The organism is Rhodobacter sp. P1_C2 (assembly GCF_056406375.1).
The window spans coordinates 59995-85006 of sequence record NZ_JBFUAG010000006.1; the positions used below are offsets into that span (position 1 = coordinate 59995).

The 25012-nt window shown below is 65.8% G+C and carries 25 protein-coding genes; 13 read left to right on the forward strand and 12 right to left on the reverse strand.

The window, feature by feature from the left end; all coding sequences use genetic code 11:
• Window positions 1–3 precede the first annotated feature (3 nt).
• Window positions 4–1152 carry a substrate-binding domain-containing protein gene (locus tag AC1DZT_RS11155; protein WP_478006706.1) on the reverse strand — a complete coding sequence of 383 codons (1149 nt, stop codon included), beginning with the start codon at window positions 1150–1152 and terminating at the stop codon, window positions 4–6.
• A gap of 256 nt (window positions 1153–1408) precedes the next feature.
• On the opposite strand from AC1DZT_RS11155, the gene AC1DZT_RS11160 reads away from it, so the two are divergent.
• The 5 genes from AC1DZT_RS11160 to AC1DZT_RS11180 all read left to right on the forward strand — a co-directional run bounded on the left by AC1DZT_RS11160 (window position 1409) and on the right by AC1DZT_RS11180 (window position 6680).
• Window positions 1409–2710, forward strand: coding sequence for an extracellular solute-binding protein (locus AC1DZT_RS11160; protein ID WP_478006707.1), 1302 nt, complete (start codon window positions 1409–1411; stop codon window positions 2708–2710).
• A gap of 83 nt (window positions 2711–2793) precedes the next feature.
• A complete protein-coding gene (locus AC1DZT_RS11165) occupies window positions 2794–3756 on the forward strand; it encodes an ABC transporter permease subunit (RefSeq protein ID WP_478006708.1) in 963 nt (320 codons plus the stop codon).
• 4 nt (window positions 3757–3760) lie between these two features.
• The gene (ugpE, locus tag AC1DZT_RS11170; protein WP_478006709.1) at window positions 3761–4603 is read left to right on the forward strand and encodes a sn-glycerol-3-phosphate ABC transporter permease UgpE; all 843 of its coding nucleotides are present in this window, start codon (window positions 3761–3763) and stop codon (window positions 4601–4603) included.
• Window positions 4603–5679 (forward strand): sn-glycerol-3-phosphate import ATP-binding protein UgpC, encoded by a 1077-nt coding sequence (locus AC1DZT_RS11175; RefSeq protein ID WP_478006710.1) that lies wholly within the window; start codon window positions 4603–4605, stop codon window positions 5677–5679. Before ugpE ends, AC1DZT_RS11175 begins: the two co-directional genes overlap by 1 nt.
• Window positions 5676–6680, forward strand: coding sequence for an endonuclease/exonuclease/phosphatase family protein (locus tag AC1DZT_RS11180; protein ID WP_478006711.1), 1005 nt, complete (start codon window positions 5676–5678; stop codon window positions 6678–6680). Before AC1DZT_RS11175 ends, AC1DZT_RS11180 begins: the two co-directional genes overlap by 4 nt.
• Window positions 6681–6702: 22 nt before the next feature.
• On the opposite strand, the gene AC1DZT_RS11185 is transcribed toward AC1DZT_RS11180, so the two are convergent.
• Window positions 6703–7686: a quinone oxidoreductase family protein gene (locus AC1DZT_RS11185; protein ID WP_478006712.1), complete on the reverse strand. Its 984-nt coding sequence runs from the start codon at window positions 7684–7686 to the stop codon at window positions 6703–6705.
• 100 nt (window positions 7687–7786) lie between these two features.
• Between AC1DZT_RS11185 and AC1DZT_RS11190 the strand changes: the two genes are divergently transcribed.
• Entirely contained in the window at window positions 7787–8167 is a 381-nt protein-coding gene (locus AC1DZT_RS11190) for a winged helix-turn-helix transcriptional regulator (protein WP_478006713.1), read from the forward strand.
• A 9-nt stretch (window positions 8168–8176) separates the two neighbouring features.
• Here AC1DZT_RS11190 and AC1DZT_RS11195 read toward each other — a convergent pair whose 3' ends face one another.
• From AC1DZT_RS11195 to AC1DZT_RS11225, 7 genes are all read right to left on the reverse strand, one after another.
• Window positions 8177–8695 carry a GlcG/HbpS family heme-binding protein gene (locus AC1DZT_RS11195; protein WP_478006714.1) on the reverse strand — a complete coding sequence of 173 codons (519 nt, stop codon included), beginning with the start codon at window positions 8693–8695 and terminating at the stop codon, window positions 8177–8179.
• A gap of 71 nt (window positions 8696–8766) precedes the next feature.
• Window positions 8767–9702, reverse strand: coding sequence for an alpha/beta fold hydrolase (locus AC1DZT_RS11200; RefSeq protein ID WP_478006715.1), 936 nt, complete (start codon window positions 9700–9702; stop codon window positions 8767–8769).
• Window positions 9703–10180: 478 nt separating this feature from the next.
• Window positions 10181–11596: a PepSY-associated TM helix domain-containing protein gene (locus tag AC1DZT_RS11205; RefSeq protein ID WP_478006716.1), complete on the reverse strand. Its 1416-nt coding sequence runs from the start codon at window positions 11594–11596 to the stop codon at window positions 10181–10183.
• A gap of 34 nt (window positions 11597–11630) precedes the next feature.
• Window positions 11631–11948 (reverse strand): hypothetical protein, encoded by a 318-nt coding sequence (locus AC1DZT_RS11210; RefSeq protein WP_478006717.1) that lies wholly within the window; start codon window positions 11946–11948, stop codon window positions 11631–11633.
• A 52-nt stretch (window positions 11949–12000) separates the two neighbouring features.
• Window positions 12001–12834, reverse strand: coding sequence for a CopD family protein (locus tag AC1DZT_RS11215; RefSeq protein WP_478006718.1), 834 nt, complete (start codon window positions 12832–12834; stop codon window positions 12001–12003).
• A 4-nt stretch (window positions 12835–12838) separates the two neighbouring features.
• Window positions 12839–13189, reverse strand: coding sequence for a copper homeostasis periplasmic binding protein CopC (gene copC / locus AC1DZT_RS11220; RefSeq protein ID WP_478006719.1), 351 nt, complete (start codon window positions 13187–13189; stop codon window positions 12839–12841).
• A gap of 94 nt (window positions 13190–13283) precedes the next feature.
• Window positions 13284–13568 (reverse strand): hypothetical protein, encoded by a 285-nt coding sequence (locus tag AC1DZT_RS11225; protein ID WP_478006720.1) that lies wholly within the window; start codon window positions 13566–13568, stop codon window positions 13284–13286.
• 499 nt (window positions 13569–14067) lie between these two features.
• Between AC1DZT_RS11225 and soxC the strand changes: the two genes are divergently transcribed.
• The 6 genes from soxC (at window position 14068) to AC1DZT_RS11255 (ending at window position 19312) form a co-directional block, all read left to right on the forward strand.
• On the forward strand, window positions 14068–15345 hold the full coding sequence (soxC, locus tag AC1DZT_RS11230; RefSeq protein WP_478006721.1) for a sulfite dehydrogenase: 1278 nt from the start codon (window positions 14068–14070) through the stop codon (window positions 15343–15345).
• On the forward strand, window positions 15332–15880 hold the full coding sequence (locus tag AC1DZT_RS11235) for a c-type cytochrome (protein ID WP_478006722.1): 549 nt from the start codon (window positions 15332–15334) through the stop codon (window positions 15878–15880). Before soxC ends, AC1DZT_RS11235 begins: the two co-directional genes overlap by 14 nt.
• 53 nt (window positions 15881–15933) lie before the next feature.
• Window positions 15934–17133: a SorA family sulfite dehydrogenase catalytic subunit gene (gene sorA, locus AC1DZT_RS11240; RefSeq protein WP_478006723.1), complete on the forward strand. Its 1200-nt coding sequence runs from the start codon at window positions 15934–15936 to the stop codon at window positions 17131–17133.
• Between the two features lie 10 nt (window positions 17134–17143).
• Window positions 17144–17449, forward strand: a complete 306-nt coding sequence (sorB, locus tag AC1DZT_RS11245; protein ID WP_478006724.1) for a SorB family sulfite dehydrogenase c-type cytochrome subunit — start codon at window positions 17144–17146, stop codon at window positions 17447–17449.
• A gap of 454 nt (window positions 17450–17903) precedes the next feature.
• Window positions 17904–18335 (forward strand): DUF6130 family protein, encoded by a 432-nt coding sequence (locus tag AC1DZT_RS11250; protein ID WP_478006725.1) that lies wholly within the window; start codon window positions 17904–17906, stop codon window positions 18333–18335.
• 47 nt (window positions 18336–18382) lie between these two features.
• Window positions 18383–19312: an MBL fold metallo-hydrolase gene (locus AC1DZT_RS11255; protein WP_478006726.1), complete on the forward strand. Its 930-nt coding sequence runs from the start codon at window positions 18383–18385 to the stop codon at window positions 19310–19312.
• Window positions 19313–19384: 72 nt separating this feature from the next.
• On the opposite strand, the gene AC1DZT_RS11260 is transcribed toward AC1DZT_RS11255, so the two are convergent.
• Window positions 19385–20401: an SLAC1 anion channel family protein gene (locus AC1DZT_RS11260; protein ID WP_478006727.1), complete on the reverse strand. Its 1017-nt coding sequence runs from the start codon at window positions 20399–20401 to the stop codon at window positions 19385–19387.
• Window positions 20402–20545: 144 nt separating this feature from the next.
• Window positions 20546–20914, reverse strand: a complete 369-nt coding sequence (locus AC1DZT_RS11265; protein ID WP_478006728.1) for a DUF983 domain-containing protein — start codon at window positions 20912–20914, stop codon at window positions 20546–20548.
• Between the two features lie 450 nt (window positions 20915–21364).
• Here AC1DZT_RS11265 and AC1DZT_RS11270 point away from each other — a divergent pair, with 450 nt between their 5' ends.
• Complete coding sequence (locus AC1DZT_RS11270; protein ID WP_478006729.1) at window positions 21365–21970, forward strand: winged helix-turn-helix domain-containing protein; 606 nt, start codon at window positions 21365–21367, stop codon at window positions 21968–21970.
• A gap of 60 nt (window positions 21971–22030) precedes the next feature.
• Here AC1DZT_RS11270 and AC1DZT_RS11275 read toward each other — a convergent pair whose 3' ends face one another.
• A complete protein-coding gene (locus tag AC1DZT_RS11275; protein WP_478006730.1) occupies window positions 22031–24871 on the reverse strand; it encodes an ATP-binding protein in 2841 nt (946 codons plus the stop codon).
• Between the last annotated feature and the right edge of the window lie 141 nt (window positions 24872–25012).

Below are 25012 nucleotides of genomic sequence, written 5' to 3' on the forward strand. Positions count from 1 at the left end.
CCCTCAGAACGTCGCGCAGTTGAAGCGGGTGAAGACCTGGCTTTGCGTGATGCGATTGACCGGCTGCACCCCCTGCCGCGCCATGCGGATGCAATCGACCGCGAGGGCAATCTCGCGGTCGAAATCGTGGCCGATGGTCACGTCCATGATGCCACGTTCCAGCAAGCTGCGGGAATTCCTGTTCAATTCATGGCCAAGGAACAGGGTGGCGCCGATCAGACCCTCGTCCTCCAGCGCGCGGCCCACCCCCAGATTGGCACCCGAGACATTGTAGATCGCCGCAGGCGGCCCGTTCTTGGCAATCGAGCGGCGCACCGCGTCATAGATCACCTCGATGCTTTCGTCCGAGCTGAGCTTTTCGTCGATCTCCAGCCCGGGAAATTCCGAGCGCAGGACGTGGCGAAAGCCCTGTTCGCGGTCCTGATGGCAGCGGAAGGGCACCGAATAGACGAAAAGCACCCGCCCCGCCCCGCCCTTCGGCAAGAGCCGCCCGCACAGCCAGCCCGCCGTGGCGCCGGAGGCATATTGATCCGACCCGACATAGGCCGTCCGCCCGGAAGAGGGCAGATCGGTGGTCAGGCAGATCACCGGCACCCCCTTGGCCGTCAGGTGCCGCACGGCCTCGTTGATCGCAGGATGTTCGCGGGCGACGAGGATCAGGCCCTCGGCTTGGGTGGCCTCGATCCTTCGGGCGAAATCACTGGGGTTGACCATGTGGGACACGTTCAGGTCCGAGGTGATCTCCACCCCCGGATTGGCGGCGTGGAAGGCTTGCGCCGCCGCATCGGCCGCCTCGTTGAAGGACCTGCCGGAATCGGCCAGAAGATGCAGGCGCAGCGGACGGTCCGGGCGCGACAGCGGCGCAAGACCAAGCGGCTTGCCGCTGAGCGAGGCCGAAAGGTGCTGTTGCAAAAGCGCCTGAAAATCGCGGTAGCCGTCAAAGCCCAGCCCCTGCACCATCCGCACCACCGAAGAGGCATTGACGTTGCAGCGCGCCGCGACCTCGGCAGTCGACAGCATCGCCGCCTCGCCCATATTGGCGGCAAAGAACTGTGCGAGGCGCTGGCTGCCATGGCCCAAACGCCCGTCGGAAGATTCCAGAAGGGTCAGAAGCTCTCGGGCGGTTTGCGGTTTCAGGCGGTGCTGCGGCATGGGATTTCCTTTTCCCGCGATCATAGTCATGTCTTTGCAGCACGCAAGTTTCATTGCGCAAGGCACGGTCCGAAATCTCCAACTCCGCAAAACTCTATTGCATATGGGGCTGCCTTGGGAAGGCGGCTGACCTCTTCACCTGCGAGATTCCGGCCCCGTCCCGCACGAGGATCAAAGCCGCGCGGCAGGGGCCGGTCGTCATCGCAAAACCGTTACCCAGGCTTTCTATGGTCCGCGCAAACTCCCGAAAGGAACCATGATGAAGACCTGTCTCTCGATCCTCGGCGCGCTGGCGCTGACCACCAACGCGGCCTTTGCCGCACCCGTCCAGATCACCTGGTGGCACGGCATGGGCGGCGCGAACGAGCAGGTCATCAACCAGGTGGCCGAGAAATTCAACGCGGCCCAGGCGGCTTGCGCGATCACCCCGGTTTCCAAGGGCACCTATGAAGAGGCGCTCGCCTCGGGCATCGCGGCCTTCCGCGCCGGCGAACAGCCCAACATCCTGCAGGTCTTCGATGCCGGTGCCGCGACCATCATCGCGGCCAAGGGGGCCACGATCCCCGCCGAAGACCTGCTGACCCAGAACGGCCATGCCTTCGACCGCGCCGCCTTCATCGACGGCATCCGCTATTTCTACGCCGATGCGAACGGCAAGTTCATCGGCATGCCGTTCAATTCCTCGGCGCCGATCATGTACATCAACACCCAGGCCTTCGAAAAAGCCGGTGTGACCCCGCCGAAAACCTGGGAAGAGTTCGAGGCCGAGGCGCCCAAGCTGAAAGAGGCCGGCTATGTCCCCCTGGCCGCCAGCCAGCTGACCTGGATGCTGTTCGAGAACTTCTTCTCGCGCAACAACATCGAGATGGCCTCGAACAACAACGGTTTCGACAGCCTCGACGGCACGACGCTGAACGCCACCGCGCCCGAGCTGATCGCCTTCTGGACCAAGCTGAAGGCCTGGCATGACGCGGGCCTGTTCGGCTTCTACGGCGCGGGCTGGGCTGACAACCAGAAGCCCTTCGAAGAGGGCAAGGTCGCGCTGTGGATCGGGTCCTCGGGTTCGTTCGGCGGGCTGTCGAAGACCGCGACCATGCCCTTCTCGGCCGATTTCATTCCCTATGTCGCCGCCATCGGCGAGGGCAACAAATCCTCCTTCATCGGCGGCGCGGCACTTTTCGCCATGTCGGGCAAGCCCGAAGCCGAAAACAAGTGCACGGCCGATTTCTTCAGCTTCCTGACCACGACCGAGATCCAGACCTTCTACCATCAGGCCACCGGCTATGTCGCCATCACCAAGGCGGCTTACGAGGCCTCCAAGGCCGAAGGCTGGTATGACAAGCACCCGGTCGCCGAAGTGGGGATCAAGCAGCTGCTGCTGCCGACCGGCGAATGGTCCAAGGGCTATCGTCTGGGCTTCTACCCGCAGATCCGTGCGGTGGAAGAGCGCGAGTTCAACAAGATCTTCTCGGGCGAAACCACGGTCGATGATGCCTTCAAGACCATCGAGACCGAAGGCAACGCGCTTCTGGCGAAGTTCGCCAAGACCGCGGGCTGATCGCCCCTGAACCCGATGCCGGGCCGCAGTTCTGCGGGCCCGGCTTTTTCCATTGGCCCGGTGCCAGCTGACAAGAAGACCGCATGACCGACATGATCCCCACCGCCGCGGCGCCCGGGCCGATCCGCCGCTGGATCGCCCGCGCCACCGCCCGGCCCGCGCCCGCCAAGCGCGTCCAGTTCGACCGGCCGCTGTTGCCCTGGCTGTTCCTGTCGCCGCAACTGGCGGTGATCGTGATCTTCTTCTACTGGCCCTCTGCCCAGGCGATCACCTCCTCCTTCTATGTCGAGGACCCTTTCGGCTTTGGTTCGACCTTCGTGGGCTTTGACAATTACACCGATGCGCTGGGGTCCGCCGAATACCGCCACATCGCGGGCTTCACGGCACTGTTCACCGTGCTGGTCACCGCCTTTTCGCTGGGTATCGGGCTTTTGCTGGCGGTCAAGGCCGATCAGGTGGTGCGGGCGCGCGCGACCTACCGCACGGCGCTGATCTCGGTCTATGCCATAGCGCCCCCGGTGGCGGGCCTGATCGGGATGATGCTGTTTGACCAGCATATCGGGCCCTTCGTCACCCTCGCCGGCTGGTTCGGGTGGGAGATGAAGGTGGGCCTCAACTACTTTGACACCGCGGTTGCGATGATCCTCGTCTCGGTCTGGAAGCAGGTGCCCTATAACTTCATCTTCATCCTGTCCGGCCTTCAAAGCATCCCGCAAAGCGTGCGCGAGGCGGCGCTGATCGATTGCCGGAACGGCACCCGCCGCTTCTTCACCGCGATCCTGCCGCTGCTGGCGCCGACCGCGTTCTTCCTGCTGATCATCAACATCACCTATGCGCTGTTCGACACTTTCGCGGTGATCGACGTGATGGTGAAGGACAAGGCGGCCAACAACCCGATCACCCTGGTCTACAAGGTCTATCTCGACGGCTTTCGCGGCAATGACATCGGCGGGTCGTCGGCGCAGTCGGTGATCCTGATGCTGGTCGTGCTGGTCCTGACGCTGGTGCAGTTCCGCTGGCTGGAACGCCGGGTCCATTACGGGTGAGATGATGAACCGCATACGCCCCTTTGACCATCTGATCCTGATCCTCGGCACGCTTTTCATGGTGATGCCGGTGGTGGTTGCGATCACCACCTCGACCCATACCGCGGTCGAGATCCACACCGGCGGCCTGCAACTGCTGCCCGGCGATGATGGATACGAGACCTACCACACCGTGCTGACTCGTCAGGGCGGCTTCACCGGCCAGGTGACTGGCGCGCGGATGATGATGAACTCGCTGATCCTTGGCCTTGGCTTTGCCGCGGGCAAGATCGTGCTGTCGATGGCGGCGGCCTATGCGCTGGTCTATTTCCGCTTCCGCCTTGCCACGCTGATGTTCTGGGTGATCTTCACCACCCTCCTGCTGCCGCTCGAAGTGCGGATCATGCCGTCCTATCAGGTCATGTCGCGGCTGGGTCTGCTCAACAGCTATACCGGGCTGATCGTGCCGCTGCTGGCCTCGGCGACCGGCACCTTCTACTTCCGGCAGTTCTTCAAATCCATCCCGGACGAGCTTCTGGAGGCCGCGCGCATCGACGGGGCGGGCCCCATCCGGTTCTTCTTCGACGTGATCCTGCCCCTGTCGAAGACCATGATGGCCGCGATCTTCATCATCATGTTCGTCTATGGCTGGAACCAGTACCTCTGGCCGATGCTGATGACCAGTGACGAGCGGTTCTTCACCCTGATGCGCGGCATCAAGCAGATCCTGCAGGTCTGGGTCGGCAGCCAGATCCCCGATTACAATCAAGCCTTTGCCCTTGCGGTTCTGGCGCTGGTGCCGCCGGTCATCGTGGTGGTGGTGTTTCAGCGCTGGTTCATCAAGGGCCTGACGGAAAGCGATAAATAATGGCATCGATCACCATCACCGACGTGTCGAAAACCTATGCCGGCAGCGCCGCGCCCTCGATCACCGGCATCAACCTGACCGTGACGGATGGCGAGTTCATCGTGCTGGTCGGCCCCTCGGGCTGCGGCAAGTCCACCCTGCTGCGCATGGTGGCCGGGCTGGAAGAGATCACCGCAGGCGAGGTCAGGATCGGCGACCGCGTGGTCAACCGGATCGACCCCGCCGACCGCGACATCGCGATGGTCTTCCAGAACTACGCGCTCTACCCCCATATGACCGTGCGCGAGAACATGGCCTATGGCTTGAAGAACCGCAAAACCCCGAAGCCCGAGATCGAGGCCCGCCTGGCCGAGGCCGCCCGGATGCTGGAGCTTGGCCCCTACCTCGACCGCAAGCCCCGCGCGCTGTCCGGCGGCCAGCGCCAGCGCGTTGCGATGGGCCGTGCCGTGGTGCGCCAGCCGGCGGCCTTCCTCTTCGACGAGCCGCTGTCCAACCTCGATGCCAAGCTCAGGGCGTCGATGCGGGGCGAAATCCGCCGCTTGCAGAAGCGGCTCGGCACCACCTCGCTTTATGTGACCCATGACCAGCTGGAGGCGATGACCCTCGCCGACCGGCTGGTCGTCCTGAACGCGGGCCGCATCGAACAGGTCGGCGCACCGTTGGAGATCTACCACCGGCCCGCCACGACCTTCGTGGCAAGCTTCATCGGTTCGCCGGCGATGAACCTCCTCGATGCCGAGGCCGAGGGCCGGCATCTGCGCATCGGCAGCCAGATCCTCGACCTGGGCCGGATGATCCCCGCGCAGGGCATGATCACCCTGGGCATCAGGGCCGAGGATCTGCAGGCCGGGACGCAGGGTCTGGCCTTCAAGGTCGATTTTGTGGAGGAACTCGGCGCGCAGCGTCTGGTGCATGGCCATGTCGACGGGCAGGCGCTGGTCCTGTCGATCGACCCGAAGGTCGTGCTGCAGGAGGAATTGCGCCTGTCGGTCGCGGCAGAGAAGCTGCACCTGTTCGACACCGTCAGTGGCAAGCGTCTGCCTGCCGCCCCGACCCTCGCCGCGGTGCCGGCATGATCTTCGCATCCACCCCGCAGCTCACCCCCCTCTCCCTGGCCGAGCGGGACCGGATTGCCGACCTCCCGCGCAGCGTGGCGGCGCATGACGCCCATCTGGCCGCCCTGCCCTGCATGACCATGGTGGAGCTGGGCGAAACACCGCCCTCGCCGCCGCTCTCCTTCCCGATCACGGTCGCGGCCTGGAACCTGGAACGCTGCCTCTTCCCCGCCGACAGCGCCGCAAAGATCCAGGCCTCCGGCGCCGATGTCGTGCTCTTGTCGGAAATGGACAATGGGATGGCCCGCACCGGGCAGGCCCACACCACCGCCGAGGTCGCGGCGGCCCTGGGGCTCGGCTACGCCTATGGGGTGGAGTTCGTCGAACTTGGCCTTGGCTCCGATACCGAGCGCGGCTTTTGCAGCGACGACCACAACCGCCTTGGCTTTCACGGCAATGCCCTTCTGGCCGCGCAGATCGGGCGGCCTTTCCTGCTGCGTCTGCCGGGCACGCGTTTCTGGTTCCTCTCCGGCGGCGACCAGCCGCGACTGGGGGAGCGGATGGCGATTGGCGGCGTGATCCAGACCGAGGCCGGCCCGATCGTGATGGTCTCCACCCATCTTGAAAGCAATGCCGATGCGGCCCACCGCGAAGCCCAGATTCGCGCCCTGATCGACGCGCTCGACACCGCCTTCCCCGGCCTGCCACTGCTGATCGGCGGCGATCTCAACACCGGCAACCACATCGGCGGCGACTGGCGCGACGAGACGCTGTTCGACCTTGCCACCGCCCGCGGCTTCACCCGCCACGGCGGACCCGAAACCACCCCGACGACGCGCCCCAGCCTGATCACCCGCTGGCCCGAGCGCGCGATGAAACTCGACTGGTTTCTGGCACGGGGTTTGGAGAGCGCCGAATGCCACATCGTCGCCTCCACCGATGCGGCGGGCAGGCCCTTGTCCGACCATGACATGATCGTGCTGAAAATCTCCGGCTTGCAGGCCGCGCCGGTGCGGCCCTGACCCTGCGGCCCCGGTGCGGGGCCTAGGGCAGCAGGATCAACTTGCCCGTGGTCCCGCGGCTTTCAAGCGCGGCATGGGCGAGCCCGACGTCTTGCAGGGCATAGCGCCCGCCAATCGTCACCTTCAGCGCGCCGCTGGCCATCAGATCGAAGATCTCCGCCATGGCGGAGCGCAGCTCTGCCGGGGTCAGCAAGGGGGCCAGGGCGAAACCGGTCACTGACTGGTTCCTGAAGATCATCCCCAGCAGTTCGGGCACGCCCAGATGAAAGCTCTGGATGTTCAGGGCGCCGTAAATCACCATCTCCCCACCGGGCGCGAGGTTGGCCAGGTTCTGCGCGGTGATCTCGCCGCCCACCGAATCGTAGATGATCTGCGGGCCGGTGCCGTCCGTCGCCTGTTGCAGCGCGCGGGTCCAATCCGGCGCGGCGTAGTTCACGCCCGCCACGGCACCGAGGCTGCGGGCAAAGTCAAGCTTGGCGCCGCTGCTCGCCGCCGCGATCACCCTTGCCCCGGCCCGCTTGGCCAGCTGCACCAGAAGCGAACCCACCCCCCCGGCGGCCGCGGTGACCAGAACGGTTTTTCCCGCCGGCGGCACTTGCCGGACGAGGTATAGTGCGGTCAGCCCCTGGCTCAGCACGGCGGCGGCCTCTTCAAAGCTGATCGCCTCGGGCAGAGGGACGGCCAGCGCCGCATCGATCACCACGAACTCGGCATAGGCGCCAAGCCCGGTCGCAACGAACAGCGGCGCCGCCACGCTCTGGCCGGGGGCAAATTCGCTGACACCTGCCCCGACCGCCGCGACCAGACCGGCCGCTTCAGAGCCGAGGATCGCGGGCAGCGCAGGGGTCATCGCGTAGCGGTCTGCCCGCATCATCGCATCGGACAGGTTCACACCCACGGCCTGCACCCGGATCAGCAGCTGACCCGGGCCCGGCACGGGGGTCGGCACCTCGACGGTTGCGAAAATCTCCGGGCCGCCGAAGCGGTCGATCTCTACGGCTTTCATCTTCATGTCCTGACGCTGACGTTGCTGAGGACCGCTGTTTACTGTACCCTCCCTTTTGGTGTTACAGACAAGTTTGTCTGATACAGACCAGGAGGTAAGTATGGCCGATCAGACCAAACGGCTGCCTTCGCTGCCGGCGGAACGCGCGCTCAAGGTGATCTCGGGGCGCTGGAAGGCGATCATCCTCTACCACCTGTTCGACGCGCCGCAGCGCCTGTCGGAACTGCAGCGCCTGATGCCCGAGGTCAGCCAGAAGGTCCTGATCCAGCAGCTGCGCGAGCTGGAGGAACATGGCATCGTCCACCGCGAGGTCTATCGCCAGGTGCCGCCCCGGGTCGATTACAGCGCCACGCCGCTCGGGCTCAGCTTTGAACCGGTGTTGCTGGCGCTCTGCGAATGGGGCCGCCGCCACGCGGTGGAGCTGGACGAGGTCGACCGGCTTGCCAATTGCCCGGTCGGGGCCCTGCCGCAGAAAGCCTAGGCCGCCCGCTCAAGGGTGCAGCCGGTCCTTGATGCTGGCGAGACCCGCCGCGGCGCAGGCCTCGTCCTTCTCGCCCCCCGGCGCGCCGCCGACGCCAAGCGCTGCGACCATCTCTCCGTTCTGGTGGATGGCGACTGCGCCGGCCAGCAGAAGGATGTCGGGCAGGCTCGCCAGCGCCGGCGCGTTGGGATTGTCCTTCAGACGGCCCACCCAGTCGCCCAGGGCGTCGAAGTGAAACACCGGCCCCATGGTCACCGCGGTATAGGCTTTCCGAAAGCTGGAGGTCTGGGTGTGGACCGTGCTGTGATCGCCCTTCAGCTGGACCTTCACGCGGCCCGACATATCCACGACCGAGGCGCTGACGAACCAGCCCTGCGCCGCGCAGGCCGCTACCGCCGCCGAGGCCGCCTCGACCGCGAGGGGCAGGCTCAGGCCCGGGGCGTCATCGGCCAGGCTGGCAAGGGGGTAAAGCGCCGCCACCATGGCCAGCGCGCCCGCAGTCCGGGCGTTTCGTTTCAGGTTTCGCATCAGGCATACCGCTTTGAGGTGAAAGATAAGGGGGCGCAGCCCGAACCCGGGGCCCGGGCTGCGGCGCGGGGTTACTTCGGCAGCCCGTCGAGGAAGCTGCGCATTTCGGCGGCAATCTCGGGCGCATGGGTTTCCAGCGCGAAGTGGCCCGCGTCGTAGGAATGCACGATCGCACCCGGCACCAGGGTCTTGAAGGCGTCCCGGCCGGCCAGGGTGAAGAAGGGGTCGTTGTTGCCCCATTCCACCAGAAGCGGCGGCTGTTTGCGCTTCAGGAAGTCCTGCCATTCCGGGTAGTGGGCCACGTTGTCCTGATACTGGTAGAGCAGTTCGACCTGCACCTCGGCATTGCCGGGGCGGTCCAGCAGGGCCTGATCATAGACCCAGGCATCCGGATTGACCCGGTCGCTGCGCGAGACGCCATGGGTGTACTGGAACTTGGTCGCCTCGGCCGTGAAAGCGCCGCGGAGCGGCTTTTCGGTCTCCGGCGTGCGGTTCTGCCACGCCGGGGCAAAGGCTTTCACGACCTCGGGATTCCAGCCCTCGACCGTGACGACGGCGTTCTGCACCACCAGCCCGCGCACCTCCTCGGGGTGTTTGGTGGCAAGGCGCATCCCGATCGGGCCGCCGTAATCCTGCATGTAAAGCACATAGTCGTGCAGGCCCAGGGTCATGATGAGACCCTCCATCACGCCGGCCAGATTGGCGAAGGTATAGCTGTAGTCGCTGACCCGCGGGGCGCTCGACTGGCCGAAGCCCGGATAGTCGGGGGCAAAGACGTGGTACTTGTCCGCCAGCAGCGGGATCAGGTCGCGGAACATGTGCGAGGAGGACGGGAAGCCGTGCAGCAGGATCACGGTCGGCGCATCGGCGGGACCGGCCTCGCGGTAGAAGATGTCCAGCCCCTCGACCTTAACGCTGTGGAAGGTGACAGGCCCGGCGCTGGCGGCGCCCGCGATCAGGCTTGCGCCCAGCGTGGCGGTTGCGGCGGTGGTGATTTCCTTGATCATCGTGATGTCGACTTTCGCATTCTGACAGGATGTGTGGCACGCAGTCCGGAACCACCGGCCATAGACCGGCACGGCAAGACGCCGATGACCTGCCTGCAACCCCCCAAACTGACCCGCATCCGGCAGGCCGATCCTTCAGGGTTGAGGCAAATCATGTCCCGGCAAGAGCTGGGTAGATCCTTTCAGAAATGAGGAATATTGAGGAAATGCGGGATCTTGCCTTGCACAATCCGGAAGGATGGCCGGGCTCTGCCGATCTGCGCCGCCAAATCACCCGTCGCAAGCTTCTCTGTACAACGGAGGGCGCCGTGGCTCCGGTGGCCGGCCCCTTGGCCATTCCCGGCCCTGTCGTCAGGGTTCAACGCCTGCAAGACGCAGGGGACCGTTGCGTCCGCCCGCCAGATCTCGTGTTCGGCCAGCGACTCCCCTAAGCCGTCTGGCCTTTGTGGCTGCGGGGCCCGAAGGCCCCGCCGGATGGTCACGATACCGCGCGCTTCACGGCGGGGAGTGCCGCCAGCACGATCCGGTCGATGGCGATGATGCCGATCAACGTGATCCCGAGGACGGGAACGGTCAGCGACAAGACGATGGCGCAGAAGACCACCCAACCGGTCAGCGGCACCCGGTCCGGCAAGGGTGGTGCCGCCAGGTTCAGGGCTTTGGACGGCCGCCTGATCCACCACATGACCACACCGCCGATGCAGAGGAAGATCACCGAAAGGCAGTAGGCGATGTTGAGGGCGATGTTCAGCGGTCCCAGCTGGCCCTCGTGCAGCGCCACTCCCACCGCCATGGACTTGCCCATCACCGAGTAATCGGCAAAGCGCACATCAGCCAGGACCTTGCCGGTGTACTGGTCCAGATGCACGGTGCGGTCGGCGGTGGGGTTCGGGCTGTCATAGCTCATCGAATCCTGGCTGATGGTCCAGACGCCAGTGTCGCCTTCGGGTTTGGTGACCTGCAACCGGCCGGTAAAGCCGAGCGCGCGGGCCTCTTCCACCACGGTCTGCAGGACGACAGGGGTGCCCGCCGGCAGGACCTGCCTGCCCAGCATCGAACCCGACATCGGCAGCGGCGTCAGCTCCAGCGCCCAGGGCACTTCCTTGACGGCGGTGTGGTTGAGGCTCGCCTCGGTCTTGTCGGACAAGGGGGCGCCGAACTTCTCGGCCGGAAAGCTGGACCAGGGCTGCACCATCCGCCCGCCCCAGACCCCCGCCCAGGCGAGGCCGGAGATCAGGAAGAACATCAACACGAGGCCCATCCAGCTGCCAAGCGCGCGGTGGGTCGATTTCCAGAAGCCGCGCCCCTTTGCCAACAGCCGCGGGATGAACATCGCAGAGAATCCCTCGCCATTGCGGGGCCAAGCCATCCAGAGGCCCGTGAAGACCATGAGGATGCCGAGCGAGGCGGCGGTTTCGATCATGTAATCGGCCCAGCCCTTGTCCATGCCGGTCAAGAGCTGCCCGTGCAGCGAAGTGGCCCAGGCGTTCCAGGTCCCATCCTCGGGCCGGTCGCGAAGGACCTTGCCGGTATAGGGGTCGAGCGCCACCATCATCGCGCCCTCGTTTGTCTGCACGCGGAAGATCGCGGGCTTGGCGGCGTCGATCGGGGCTATGTATTTGTCCACGCTGCCGCCGGGATGGGCTGCGATGGCGGCGGCCTCCTGATCGAAAAGGCTCAGGGCCTGCCCGCCGGGTGTCACGGCGATCCGGTCGCCATATTCGGGCGCGATCGCGGTGACCCAGAGGATGATCAGGCCGGAGGCGGCCAGCATCACGAGGAACGGGATCACGTAGATTGCGGCGTAGAAGTGCCAGCGCCAGACGGCGAAATAGAGGCGTTGGTTGCGGTCTTTCACCGCGGGGGCGTCAAGCCCCGGGTCGATGGTGGCCATCATGGTCTCCGATGTGTTGAGGTTTGAGGTTCAATCACAACGAAACGGGGGGACCCCGCGCCCAGACAGCGGTGACCTTTCGGGCCACAAGCCAGACCACGTCACCGGAAAATGCGGTTTCATAGCGGGTCTCGAGGATCTGTGCCGAACTCGCCCTGCCTGGGATCAGGCCGCAGCCATGTGCCGCCGCCCAGTCGCAGCCTCCGGCGCTATTCCGGGCGGGATCGGCGGGGCTGAACTTGCCCGTCACCGGATCGAGCACCAACTGCATCGGCCCGGACCCGGAACAGAGCACGAGGATCTGTTGCCCATCAGCCGCGCGGGCGGGCATCAGCCCGATATCAAGGACCAAGGCGAGCAACAGCGCCAGAACCGCCAGGAGGCGGAGCACAAAGGGCGCGCGACTATGTGTCATGGCCGAACGGCGACAGCGTCGCGAGAAGGCTGACAAGCAAGAGAACGCCAGCAGACAGGGCGATTTCGCCCAAGGTTCCCCGGCGCAGGGCGGCCAGACCATCGGCGCCCTGCGGCACCAGCCGATAGCGGTTGTGCAGGGCAAGCCCGGTCATTGCCAGAACCACGAGGACCTTGACTGCCAGAAGGATGCTCCACACCGGCGCGGGGTCAAATGCCCCGCGAGAGGTCTGGATCAGGACGGTCTTTGCAACTCCGGTCAGAAGGACCAGCGCCACGGCCCAATGCCCCGCCGTCGAGAACCGCAACAGCAGCCGCGTGCCCACGGGCCGGCGCACTTCGGCCAGCACGAAGGGCAAGGCGCCGACCCAGTAGCCGCCCGACAGCAGGTGCAGAACCGAAATCGCCTGATGCACCAGTCCAAGCCCGCCCGAAGGCAGAACCGCATGCCCGGTCAGACCGATGCTGCAAAGGTTCAACCCCGCCAGCACGAGAAGGGTCCAACCGGGCGGCCGAAACGACCAGACGGCAAGCGCCGCCGCCACAATCAGGTGCGGGACCCAGACCAGGCCAAAGCGCGTGTCGGTTGCCATCGCCCACATGACATCGGGGTTGAAGGCGTCCCGCCATCCCTCCCCCGCGATGGCATTTTCGGCCAGAAACCACGCCAGCGCGCCAAACAGGTTGAGGAAGGCAAGGACCCGCGCGGCTCTGTCGATGCCGGACCGCACCGGCGCGCCGGGATAGAGGCCGGCAGCGCCCCACAGCAGCATGGCTGCGGCGAAGTGAAGGCACCTCGACAGGATCAGCGCGGTCTCGATCATCGGCCTATTGCACCGTGAAGGTAAAGGTGCCGTGGGTCTTGTGACCATCATCCGACAAAGCGTGCCATGTGACGGTATAAACCCCGGCGCCGGGTTTCGCGGTCAGCGGGATGGTCAGCGTGACCTTGTCATCGGAAAGTTTTGCATCGCCGGTGGCGACCGTGCTGCCATCGGCGGCTTTGACGACAACCCCGCTCAAGGTGGCGCTGACGGCTTCGGTGAAGGTCAGAACAAGCGCATCGGGTGCAGCAACCGTGGCGCCATCGGCGGGAACGGCGCTTTCCAGACCGGCATGGGCAAAGGCGGAACCGGCGTGCAAGGCCAGAACCAGAACGAGGGGAAGAATGCGTTTCATCAGCGTGCTCCTGCACGAAGAAGGGCGCGGCGGGATGCCGGCCCGATGGGGAACTTGGGAAGAAGAAGGGCCGCAAAGCCCCAAGATCACACCGTCAGAGCGCGGTTGGCGGGCCTTGTCCGTGCGGTCGCGTTGCCGCGAAAGGCCGCAGCACGGCCGCCACGGAGGGCCAGGCGATGCCGGCACCGGCGCGGATCGCGGGAAGCGGAACCAGCGCGGGTTCGGGCATCACCGAGGCGGCGGTCGCGGCGCAAAGACCGCAGGTGTCGTCGGCACAGGGCGCAGGCCCCCTGCCCTCCTCCAAGTCGCCGCAGACCGCTTCGAGGCCCAGCCCGATGACCTGCAAGGCCTGCAGTTGAAGCTCTTTCTGCGTCGGCATGCGGTGCGCAAAGGCCGAAGTCGCCAAACCGAGGCCGACGGCAAGCGTCAGCAGAAGGGAAAGGACTGAGGAACGGACCCGGCGCATGCGCCCATGGCTAACAGGAACTTCCGCCGGCACCAAGAGGCGAGATCGCGTTGGCAGGCAATCACCTCACCTCCCGCCCAGACGTCCGGATGGGTCGGGTGCCAAGCCGGGAGGTGTCGCAGATGAGGTGGAGGGTCGGGGGCCGGGCGGCGACAACGGACATGCGGTGAAGTCACGCGCGAGCACTGTTTAACGACAACTCACGCCGCCTGATTTGCGCAATGCGGCTTGCGAAAATACTCTGAAACCAAGGTCTGAGCCGACTTCGATCAGCCGCTTCTGGAATGGGCGCGCAGTGTCCCTGCCGCGAAAGATCTGCGGCATTTCAAGACCCGCGACCAATGACCATCCCAAGCCGGGCTCATCTGCCCGTCCGAACCCAACCGGCATTCTGCCGGCCTGGAGGATCACGATGACGAAGAAGACCATTGCCGCTGGCCGGTCCTTCCCGGGCTCACCCGCCCTCACACGGCGGAATTTTCTGGTGGCCGGCGCGCAGGGCGTTGCGGTTGCGGGCCTCGCGCAGGGGGCCATGGCGGAAAGCCTTGCCGATGTCCCGGCGCGCGGGCCCGGCGAGGCCTTGTCGGCGACCAGTGCGCGATCCGACTTCGTCGAGATCGGCAGGGTCTTTGAATCCGCCCCGGGCCACAGCACGCTCGACCCCGGCGAGGCGATCAATTCCAAGACGCCGCTGCACAAGCTTGTCGGCACCATCACCCCCTCTGACCTGCATTACGAACGCAGCCATGCCGGGGTGCCGCAGATCGACCCTTCGGCCCATCGGCTGCTGGTGCATGGCATGGTGGGCAGGGCCATCGTGCTGGACATGGCGGATATCCGCGCCATGCCTGCCGTGTCGCGGGTGGCCTTCCTCGAATGCACCGGCAACGGATGGGAGAACTGGAAATCCGCGGCGCCCGACCTGACGGTTCAGAACACCCATGGCCTTGTCAGCACCCATGAATGGACCGGGGTGCCTTTGTCCCATCTCATTGATCTTGTTGGCGTGGACCCCAACTCCACCTGGATGCTGGCCGAGGGTGGCGACGGCGCGGCGGTGGCGCGCAGCATTCCCCTGACCGATGAGATCATCGCCGAGGGCATGCTCGCCTATGGCCAGAACGGCGAACCCCTGCGCCCCGCGCATGGCTTTCCGCTGCGGCTGTTTCTGCCGGGCTTCGAGGGCAACCTCAACATCAAATGGCTGCGGCGCCTGAAGTTCGGCACCCAGCCTTTCATGACCCGCTGGGAAACCGCGCGATATACCCAACTGCAGGCCGATGGCCGTGCCCGCCAGTTTCAGCTGCGACAAGAGGTGAATTCGGTCATCACCGCGCCTTCCGGCATGATGCGGATCGCGAAGGGCTACAACCGCATCACCGGTCTGGCCTGGAGCGGTTACGGCCGCATCCTGAAGGTTGAAATCAGCAGCGATGGCGGCGCCAGCTGGCAGGAGGCCGAGGTCAGCCCGGAAGCCCGTCCCAAGGCGCAGACCCGGTTCCAGATGCCATGGACCTGGGACGGCACGCCGGCAAGGATCGCCAGCCGCGCCACCGACGAGGCGGGAAACCTTCAGCCAAGCCGCGCCGAGCTGATCGCGCGGACCGGGACCAATGCGCTGTTCCATTACAACGCCCAGCAGACCTGGGCGATCGATGCAGAGGGGAACGTGCGCAATGTGCTGGCTTAGGATCACGGCCCTGGGTTTGGCCGTCACGGGCCTTGGCGCGGCGGGTGCCGCGGCGGACCCCGTCGGGCGCCCGGCGACACCGGCGGAGGTGGCGCTCTGGGATATCGACATCCTGCCCGACGGCACCGGCCTTCCCCCCGGCAGCGGCGATGCCGTGACGGGCGAACAGGTCTTTGCCGACAACTGCGCCGCCTGCCATGGCGACAGGGGCGAGGGCGGCATCGGTGGCAGGCTCTTCGGCGGCGCGGGCAGCCTCGCCTCGGACAAGCCGGTCAAGACGGTCGGCAGCTTCTGGCCCTATGCCACCACCCTCTTCGACTATGTCCGCCGCGCCATGCCCTACAGCGCGCCCGGGACCCTGACCGATGACGAGGTTTACGCCGTCTCGGCCTATATCCTGAACCTCAACGGCATCCTCGGTCCGCATGATGTGCTTGACCGGACAAGCCTGCCAAAGGTCCGGATGCCGAACCGCGATGGCTTCGTCCCGGACGCCGCCTTCCTGACCATCCACAACGCGCGGCAGAAGAAGTGACTCGCCCGGAAGCGGCGGGGCAGGTCAGGGCCAGATCAACCAGCGAGGCGACCATGACGACCAGACGGCAAATGCTCTTTTCTGCGGGTGGTGCGGCGCTGGCCTTCGGGGCGGGGCTGACGGGCGCGGCCTCGGCCGAGACGGTGACGCTGCCCTTCGCCAATGGCACGCGCGACCTTGTGGCCTATCCCGGCAAGCGGCCCCTCCTGCAGTTGACCGCCCGGCCGCCACAGCTTGAAACGCCGTTTTCGGTCTTCGACGAGGGTCCCTTCACCCCGAACGATGCGTTCTTTGTCCGCTACCATCTGGCAGGCATCCCGACAGAGATCGACCCGGACACCTACCGGATCGAGATCGCCGGCAGCGTGCATGCGCCCTTCTCCATCGCGCTGAAGGACCTGATGGCGCTGGACACCGTGGAGCTTGCGGCGGTGCACCAATGTTCCGGCAACAGCCGCGGCTTTGCCGCCCCGCGCGTCGGCGGCGGTCAGGCCGGCAACGGCCTGATGGGCTGCGCGCTTTGGAAGGGGGTGCCGCTCAAGACCCTGCTGGAGAAAGCCGGGGTGAGCGAGACTGCGAAATTCGTGGCGTTTGAAGGGCTTGATGCGCCCGTGTTGGACGATACCCCCGATTTCATCAAGTCGCTGGAAATCAACCACGCGCTGGACGGCGAGGTGATGATTGCCTGGCAGATGAACGGCGCGGATATTCCCTGGCTCAACGGCTATCCGGTCAAGCTGGTGGTGCCGGGCTATTTCGGCACCTATTGGGTCAAGCATCTGAGCAGGATCACCGTGCTGGACAAGCCGCTCGACTCCTTCTGGATGACCAAGGCCTACCGCATCCCCGACACCGCCTGCGCCTGTGTGGAACCGGGTGCGGCGGTCCTGTCCTCGGTTCCGATCAACCGGTTCGGCGTCCGCTCCTTCATCACCAATGTCCTGGATGGCGCCAGGGTGGCGCCGGGACCCCTGGCCCTGCGCGGCATCGCCTTCGATGGCGGCTATGGCATCACCGAGGTCGCTCTTTCCACCGATGGCGGCCTGACCTGGCAGGGCGCTCACCTGGGCGTGGATCTGGGAAAATACGCCTTCCGCACCTGGACCGCCACCCTCACCCTGCCAAGGGGCGAGACCGCGATCCAGGTGCGCGCCGTCAACAGGATCGGGCAGACCCAACCGATGGAGCCGCTTTGGAACCCGTCGGGCTATGGGCGCAACAGCGTCGAAACCACCCGGATCACGGCCGACTGAGGAGGTGAGAATGAACCGAATGCTGCGAAATGCCGGGGCAATCGCCCTGGCGACCCTGCCCATCGTCGCCCTGGCAGCGCCCGTCACCTACACGGTCCCAGACGAAACCGCGACCTTTCCGCCCGGCCCGGGTGTGGATGCGGCCGAGGCGAATTGCGCCACCTGCCACTCGACCGATTACATCAACTATCAGCCGCCCCATATGGGCGAGGCGTTCTGGGCAGCCGAAGTCGCCAAGATGATCAAGACCTATGCCGCCCCGATATCGGAGGAGGATGCCAAGGCGATCACGGCCTATCTGGTGGCAACCCATTGACCGGACCGCGCGCCGGAGCGGGCCCCTCGACCCCGCCCTCCCCTGATCTCGCGCGCTTTCACGACAACTGGTTGGATCGATCCGCCGCATCGGCCTAGGCTTAAGACAGGGGCTGGTACAGACAAGGCGGAGGCGCCACAAGGCGCCAAGCGCGCGCCGCCCTGCCCGGCCCGGCCCGGCCTTTCCCCTCGTGTTCGACCCCTCGCCACGCTTGTCCTGCTCTCTGAAGACCCGGCCTGACTGTCCCCTCCCCGTGACAGGCCGCCAACTGCGCCACGCGGTCGAAACCCTCCCGCGTGGCGTTTTTTCACTCTTCATCGCCCTTCCGGAGTTCAAGATGCACCGCATGAAATTCAGGCTGGACGAGATGGCGCCGCTGATCCGCGATGTTCTGGGCCGCGCGCGGCCCTGACCCGAACCTCCCCCCGCCTTTCCCCGGATGACAGGACACAAGATGCCCCACCTTCAGAAGGATCTGCTTGCCATGACGGCTTCCCTGCTGCTTGCCACCCCCGCCCCGGCGCAGACCGCGCGCGAGATCGTCGGACCCTCGCCCCTCGTCGCGATCGAGGCCGAACCGCCCGCCCGGCTCGTCGTCGATCCGCCGCTGGCAGAGCCCCTGTCGCGCGGTCTGGTCTTCATCCAGTATCGGGCGGAGAACCTGCGCGTGGTGCCGGTCTTCGGCCCCGGTGCGCTGGATGTGTCGCCACGGATCGGCCATGTCCATATCACGGTGGACGATGCGCCCTGGCATTTCGTCGATGCGACCGGCCAGACAATCATCGTGGTCGGCCTGCCGCCGGGTCCGCACCGGGTGCTGGTCGAACTCGCCGACCCGACCCATCATGTGATCGATCGGCAGACCGTCAGCTTTGTGCTACCCTAGGGGCGTCCGGACCTTTGTCTTCCCCTCCCGCCGCGAAAGGAAAGAACATGAGCCTTGGCAAGATCACCCGTCGTGACCTTCTGCTTGGCGCCGGCGCCGTGGCCGCAGCCGGCGCGCTGCCCGCCCGTGCCACGGCGCAGCCGAGCTACCGCTTCACCCACGGCGCTTTCGATGTGACCGTCCTCAGCGACGGGTTCATCACCCTGCCGGGCGAGATTCTGGTGCCCGATGGCGCAACTGCGGACCGCGCCGCCGTGCTGAGCCAGGTCGACGCCCCGGGCGGCATCGTCCATGCGCCCTGCAACCTGCCCCTGATCCGGTCCGGTCAGGAGGTGATCCTGGTCGACATCGGCTCGGCCGGACGGTACCAGCCCACCGACGGGCAGCTGACCGAAAACCTGCGGGCCGCGGGGGTCGAACCGGCCTCGGTCACCCGCGTGGTCTTCACCCATGCCCATCCCGATCACATCTGGGCCACCCTGGCCGAGGATGGCGGATTGCGCTTTGCCAACGCGACCTATCATGTCGGCGCGACCGAGTGGGACTTCTGGATGGACCCCGATTACGCGACCAAGGCCCCCGCTGCCTTTCATGACTTCTTCCGCGGCGCGCAGCGCGATCTGACGGCGGTGCGCGACCGCGTGGTGAGGATGAAACCGGGCGAGGATGTGGTGACCGGCCTGCGCGTCCTGGACACGGCAGGACACACACCGGGCCATCTGTCGCTGGAGCTCGCCGGGGCGGAGGGGCTTCTGATCACCGCCGATGTCGCCAACAACCAGATCGTCTCCTTCGCGCATCCGGACTGGGCCTTCGGCTATGACACGCTGCCCGACCTTGCGATCCGCAACCGGCAAAAGCTGCTCGACCGGGCCGCGACCGACAGGGTCAAGCTGCTGGGCTATCACTGGACCTATCCGGGTGTCGGCTATGCCGAACGCAAGGACGGCGCCTATCGCTTCGTCAGCGCAAGCTGAGATCCGCCCCGGCCCCCATGCAGCCCGCCTCCTCGCCGGAGGCGGGCTTTCGCGCGGGGTGCGGACCGCCTTTCACCCGCTGATCCGGCGCAGATCGCCGCGCAAAGTGCGGTAAAGCGTCTGAACCGCCAGCACGGCGATGGTCAAGGAGGCGAGGGCCAGCAGCGCCAGGGCAACCCCCTCGGTCACGGGGCCCGGCCTTGCTGCGGCAAAGCGCAGCGCCATCACGGCGGCCGAGGCGAGCGGGAAGCTCACCGCCCACCAGGCCAGCCGGAAGGGGCAGCACAACAGCACATGGCGCAGCCGGCCCGCCAGCACCACCAGCATGAACAGCGACAGCCCGTAAAGCGCCGCCGCAAAGTCATCCACCGCGCCGATGACCGAGACATAGGTCAGAAAGCCCACGGCAAAGGGCGCCAGCAGGATCATCAGCGTCGGCTGCAAATGGTTCGGCAGCGGCGGCTGGAACAGCACGCGCGAAAAGACCATGGTGAACAAGGGGATGGCAAAGAACATCCCGATCGCAAGGCAGGCCAGCATCAGCCCGTGCAGCGGCGGCAGGCCAAGCGATGGCACCGCCAGCGGCACATCCAGCAGCCCCACCACCGGCACAAGCCAGCTTGGCGCCGCCTGTTCCACCTGTTGCGGCAAGCCGATCCAGCGATCGACCACATGCCAGGCAAAGGCCAGCATCGCCACCGCCCCGATAACCCAAAGCCCCTGCGCCAGCCCTGGCGCATAGGGGACAAGCACGATCGGCAGCAGCAGAAGGCTGATCAGGAAAGTGCCGAACAAGGGGCCCGCGATCGGGTGGCGGAACTCGGCCAGAACCGCATCGGGGGCCGAGATCGCCTTGACGCCGTAAGCCAGCACCAGAACCACGAAGACCGCGATGGCCAGGACGCCGATGGCCTCGGCCACCGCCAGAGGCAGGCCGAACCGCTCTGCCGCAAGGCGCCAGGCCACGCTCAGCCCGGTCAATCCCATGACCGAACCGAAGAGCGAGACCGGCAGATACTCCATCCGGCGCAGGCTCATGGCCGGCGGCTCGCCCTTGCGGGGAAGGTCTGTCACATCGGCTGTGGTCATGGCGTCACTCTTTCACTTTGCATCTGCCTTGGGCCGCCGCCTGCGCCGCAAGCCTGGATGCGGCGGCAGCATAAGGCGACGGAGGTGAGTTTAGATTTCATGAACTGTCGTGAGAAGTCCCGTCCTGCCAGGGCCGCGCTGGCCTTACGCGCCTTCGTCGACCGCATCCGTGGCCCAGAGATAGGCCACGAACATCCCCTTGGACAACCGCAGCACCACCAGTGTCAGGACCGAGAAGATCACCGCAACCAGGCTTGCCAGAACCAGGGGATCGGGGCGGAACCTGACATAGCCCACGCCGACCACCGGGATCAGCAACAGGCCCAGAACCGTCATGGTGAAGAAGGCCGGACCATCGGCGGCGCGGTATCGCCCGAGGGGTGCGGCGCAGACCAGACATTGCGGCGTGACGCTCAGGTAACCCGAGAACATCTGCCCCACGCCGCAATTCGGGCAAAGGCCACAAAGCCCCCGGCGCATGGCCCGGCCCACGCCGGGATCAGAAGTGGACATGTGCAGACCTCCCGCAGGGTGACAAAGCCGGTGCGCGCTTCCCGTCTATCAGGCCGCCAAGGTCGGCTCAAAGAATATGCCGAGAGACGGTGCAAGATGGTGCAAGCCGGGCCTGATCCGAGGGCGGCCCGCCCTGCCCCGGTCCCGTCCTGTCCGGTTGCTAGGGGCCAGGAAAGCAGCGCTGATCCTGCCGCTTGTTAACGCGCCTGCACCGGGGGCCTGCGTCTCCGGGGTGCCGAGGCGATTTCAAGCCATTGATATTACATAGAATAATCCCAACGCTCTCCCAGCAACGGCGCGGGCTTAACATGTCTTAACAACTCGTGACTCACGCTCTGCCGTCAAAAGAGCGAGCATGATCCCAGAACATCTGCCCCACGACACTGTTGCACCGGTGAGGCGCGCGGCACGGCCTTGCGCCTCGGATTTGAACGCCTTGGAGGATTGAACATGATCAAACCTGACCCTTTCCCGCAAGACAGCGCCTTTGTGCCCCCTGGCGATGACAGGGCCCCTGCGGCGCAGGATGCCATTGCCTTCAGAGACTTCCGCGTCTGGCCGACATCCCGGCTTCTGCTGCGCTCGGGCGAGGTGATCTGCGTCGGCAGCCGGGCCTTCGACCTTCTGGTCGTGCTGCTGAACTGTCGCGGCACCGTGGTCGACAAGGCCGAACTTTTGAAGCGGGTCTGGCCCTCGACCATCGTGGATGAAAGCAACCTGCGGTTCCAGATCGCCACCCTGCGCAATGTGCTGGGGCCCGACCGTGATCTGGTCAAAAGCGTTCCGGGCCGCGGCTATTTCTTTGCCTTCGATCCGCAAACCGATGCCCTGCCAGCGAGGGAGCGCGAAGAGGCCGCCCAAGATGGCAAGACCGAAGCGCCGGCACCGCCCCGCCACGACGCGGCGGAGGACGCCACCCTCCAGATCGCGATGAACGAGACCGCCCTGCACAAGGATCATGTCGTCGACCTCTTCATGCATTTTGCCCAGCAGCTGGTCGCCTATTACGGGTCGGTGGAAACCGCCCGCAAGGCGCTGTCCAGCCTGAATGGCTGAGGCGGGGCCATGGGTATCTGCGTCACGACGGCGCCGCTGCGGTCGCGGGTCAGCAGGCGCTCAGGTAGGCCGCTCTGGCGGAGGGCCGAGCTTGTCCAGAAGCTCCCGCGCCTCGACCATAACCTTGGTGGCGAACCCTTCGGTGAAGCGATCATAGACCGGTTGCAGAACGGCCCGCGCCTCTGCCGGCCGGTGCTGGCCGTGCAGCAGTTGCGCCAGGGCCAGGGCGGCGTCGAGTTCGCGGCTGAGCGAGGTCTGCCTGACGGCGGCGGCCAGCGAAAGCCGCAGGAGGTTTTCGATCTCGACCGGGTCCGCGCCCCGCATCGCCATCAGGATGCGTGCCTTTTGCAGAAGGTATTCCGACCGGAAACCGGTTCCGGCAAAGGTGGATTCGTAGTCCAGCGCCTCGTCGATGATGGCCAGAGCCTCGTCAAAGCGGCCAAGCCGGGTCAGGCCATCACACATCGGCGCGTAAAGCAGGAAGCGGCCGGGCGACAGCGGCGGCACCTCGGCAAGGTGCTGTTCCAGCCGGGCGACGCTTTCCTTGAACTCGCCGCGCACCATCAGAAGCCGGCACCAAATCACCGAGACCACATAGTTCAGCCGATCCGAGGGCTGGTCCATCTGGATCTTGACGAAGAGGTTATAGATCCGGGCGACCATGTGCCATTCCTGCATCCATTCGAAGATGAAGGAGATCCGCGGCATGATTTCGGCGCAGGCGGGATAGTCTTTCGAGGTCTCGAATTCGTCGATGAAGGCCTCGCCCAACCGCGCCGCCTGATCGAAGAAGCCGCAGGTGTAAAGATTGTTGGTCCGCGTCGCCCGCATCCGCCGGAACGCCTGTTCGTCGATCTCTTCATGCGCCTTTTCGCCGGCGCGCTCGACATGGGAAAAGGCCGTGATGAAATGGCGATAGGCCTGATCATCCGCCCCATAGGTATGCGAGATGCAGGCGATCGTCGCCTCGGCGATGGCAAGCTCGATCGGGTCGTCCGTCTCGGCCAATTCGGCGCGCGCGGCAAAGGCCGCCTGCAAAGCGATCTCTGGCTGACCCCAGAAAGCCTGATCGTAGAGGCGGTCATAAAGCAGGGTGCGCGACAGGCGCCGTTCGCCCAGTGCCCGCGCGAGCGCAATCGCCCGGTCGATGACCGGGGCGCGGATCGGGTAATCGGCCAGCGTATGGGTCGAGGCCAGGACGATCAGCAGATCGAGTTCCAGCCGCGTGCCGCGCTCCTCGGCGCCAAGCCGGGCCAGGGCGGCATTGGCCCGGGTTCTGCAATCCATCGTCAGGCCCTGCGACAGAAGAAAATTACCCGAGGCCGCGACCAGACGCAGGCCAAGACTTCTGTCCCGGGCGCCATCGGGCGAAAGGCACCATTCCAGCGCGGCATGGACATTGCCCAGCCGGGTGGCCGGCGGCACGTTGCGCCGCATCGGCATCTGGCCCGCGCCGGTGCCCGCCACATCGGTCAGGACTTGCAGGAAATATTCGGCATGGCGCCGCGCCAGCGCAAAGACCTCGTCCACCGTCGCGATCTTGTCCCGCGCAAATTCCCGCGTCATGTCCAGAAGGCGGTACTGCGCCGGCGGCCGCGTCAGATCGACCGCGATCAGGCAGCGGTCGACCAGACTGCCCAGATGCTGCGAAATCTCCAGTTCGGAAAGCTGCGCATCGGCCGCCACCGCCCTGGCATCCTCCAGCGTGAAGGTGCCGACAAAGATCGACAGACGGCACAGCAACAGCTGTTCCGCCGGGCTCAGGAGCTTGAAGCTCCAGTCCAGCGTCGCCGACAGGGTCTGCTGCCGTGGCGGCGCCGTCCGCCTGCCCTGCCAGAGCAGCTTCATCCGCCCGTCGAGCTGGCGGTGCACCTCGGCCAGACCAAAGGCGCTGACCCGGCCCGCCGCCAGTTCCAGCGCAAGGGCGATCCCGTCTACCCGCTGGCAGATGCTGGCGGCGATCGGCGCCTCGGCGTTCTGCAACTGGAAGCCCTGGTCGCGGGCGCTGACGCTGTCGACGAAAAGCTTGACGGCGGGATAGGCCAGCGCCTCCCGCGCGGTCAGGGCCTCGGTCGAGACGGGCACCGGCAAGGGCGGCACGCTGAAGACCTGCTCGCCGTCGCAATGCATCGGCTCGCGGCTGGTCAGCAACAGATGGCAGCCCTCGGCATCCTGGAAGATCCGCTCGGCGATCAGGGCAACCTCATCGGCGACATGTTCGCAGCAGTCGAGCACGAGAAGCAGGCGGTGGCCCCTGAGGACGGCCACAAGCAGGGGCAGCGCCTCGATCCCGGTCGAAATCTGCAGCGCCGAGCGGATCTTGGCGAGCACGATCTGCGGGTCACTGATCGCGCCGAGGTCGACGAAGATGACCTTGCCGTCAAAGTCCTCGACAAGGGAGTAACAGACGGCGACGCAGAGCGTGGTCTTGCCCACGCCACCCGGGCCTACGATGGTGATGAAACGATGGGCGCGGACGCGGGTGGCGATCTCTTCGGCGATGGCGTCGCGCCCGACCATGCGGATCGGCGCCGGGGGCAGTCTTTGCTGCGGGACCCAGCGGATTTCGCTGATCGTCCAGGACTTCGCCGTGGGCAGGCGCGAGACCGGCTCGACGAAACGGTACCCCCGGCCCGGCACGTTCTGGACATAGCGCGCGCTGGAATCGGCTTCGCCCAGAACCTGGCGCAGCTTGTTGATATGCACCCGCAAGGCGCTTTCGGCGACATTGAGATTGGGCCAGACGCTGGCCAGCAAGTCCTGCTGGCTGACCGTCTGGCCGGCCTGTTCGACCAGCACGATCAGGATATCCAGCGCGCGCGCCCCGATCGCGACCGACTTGCCATTTCGTTCCAGCAGCCGTCCGGCCGCGGAAAGTCTGAATGGCCCGAAGAAAACCAAGTCCTCGATGTCTTGGATCGGTTTCGGTCGCAAGGGTGCCGTCCCCGCCTTTTTGCTGAATTATGGACTTTAGATCGCCAAGGACGAATGGCAAACATCTTTTGCGCGCGTCGCCAAAATTTCACAAATGCAGGAAGTCCA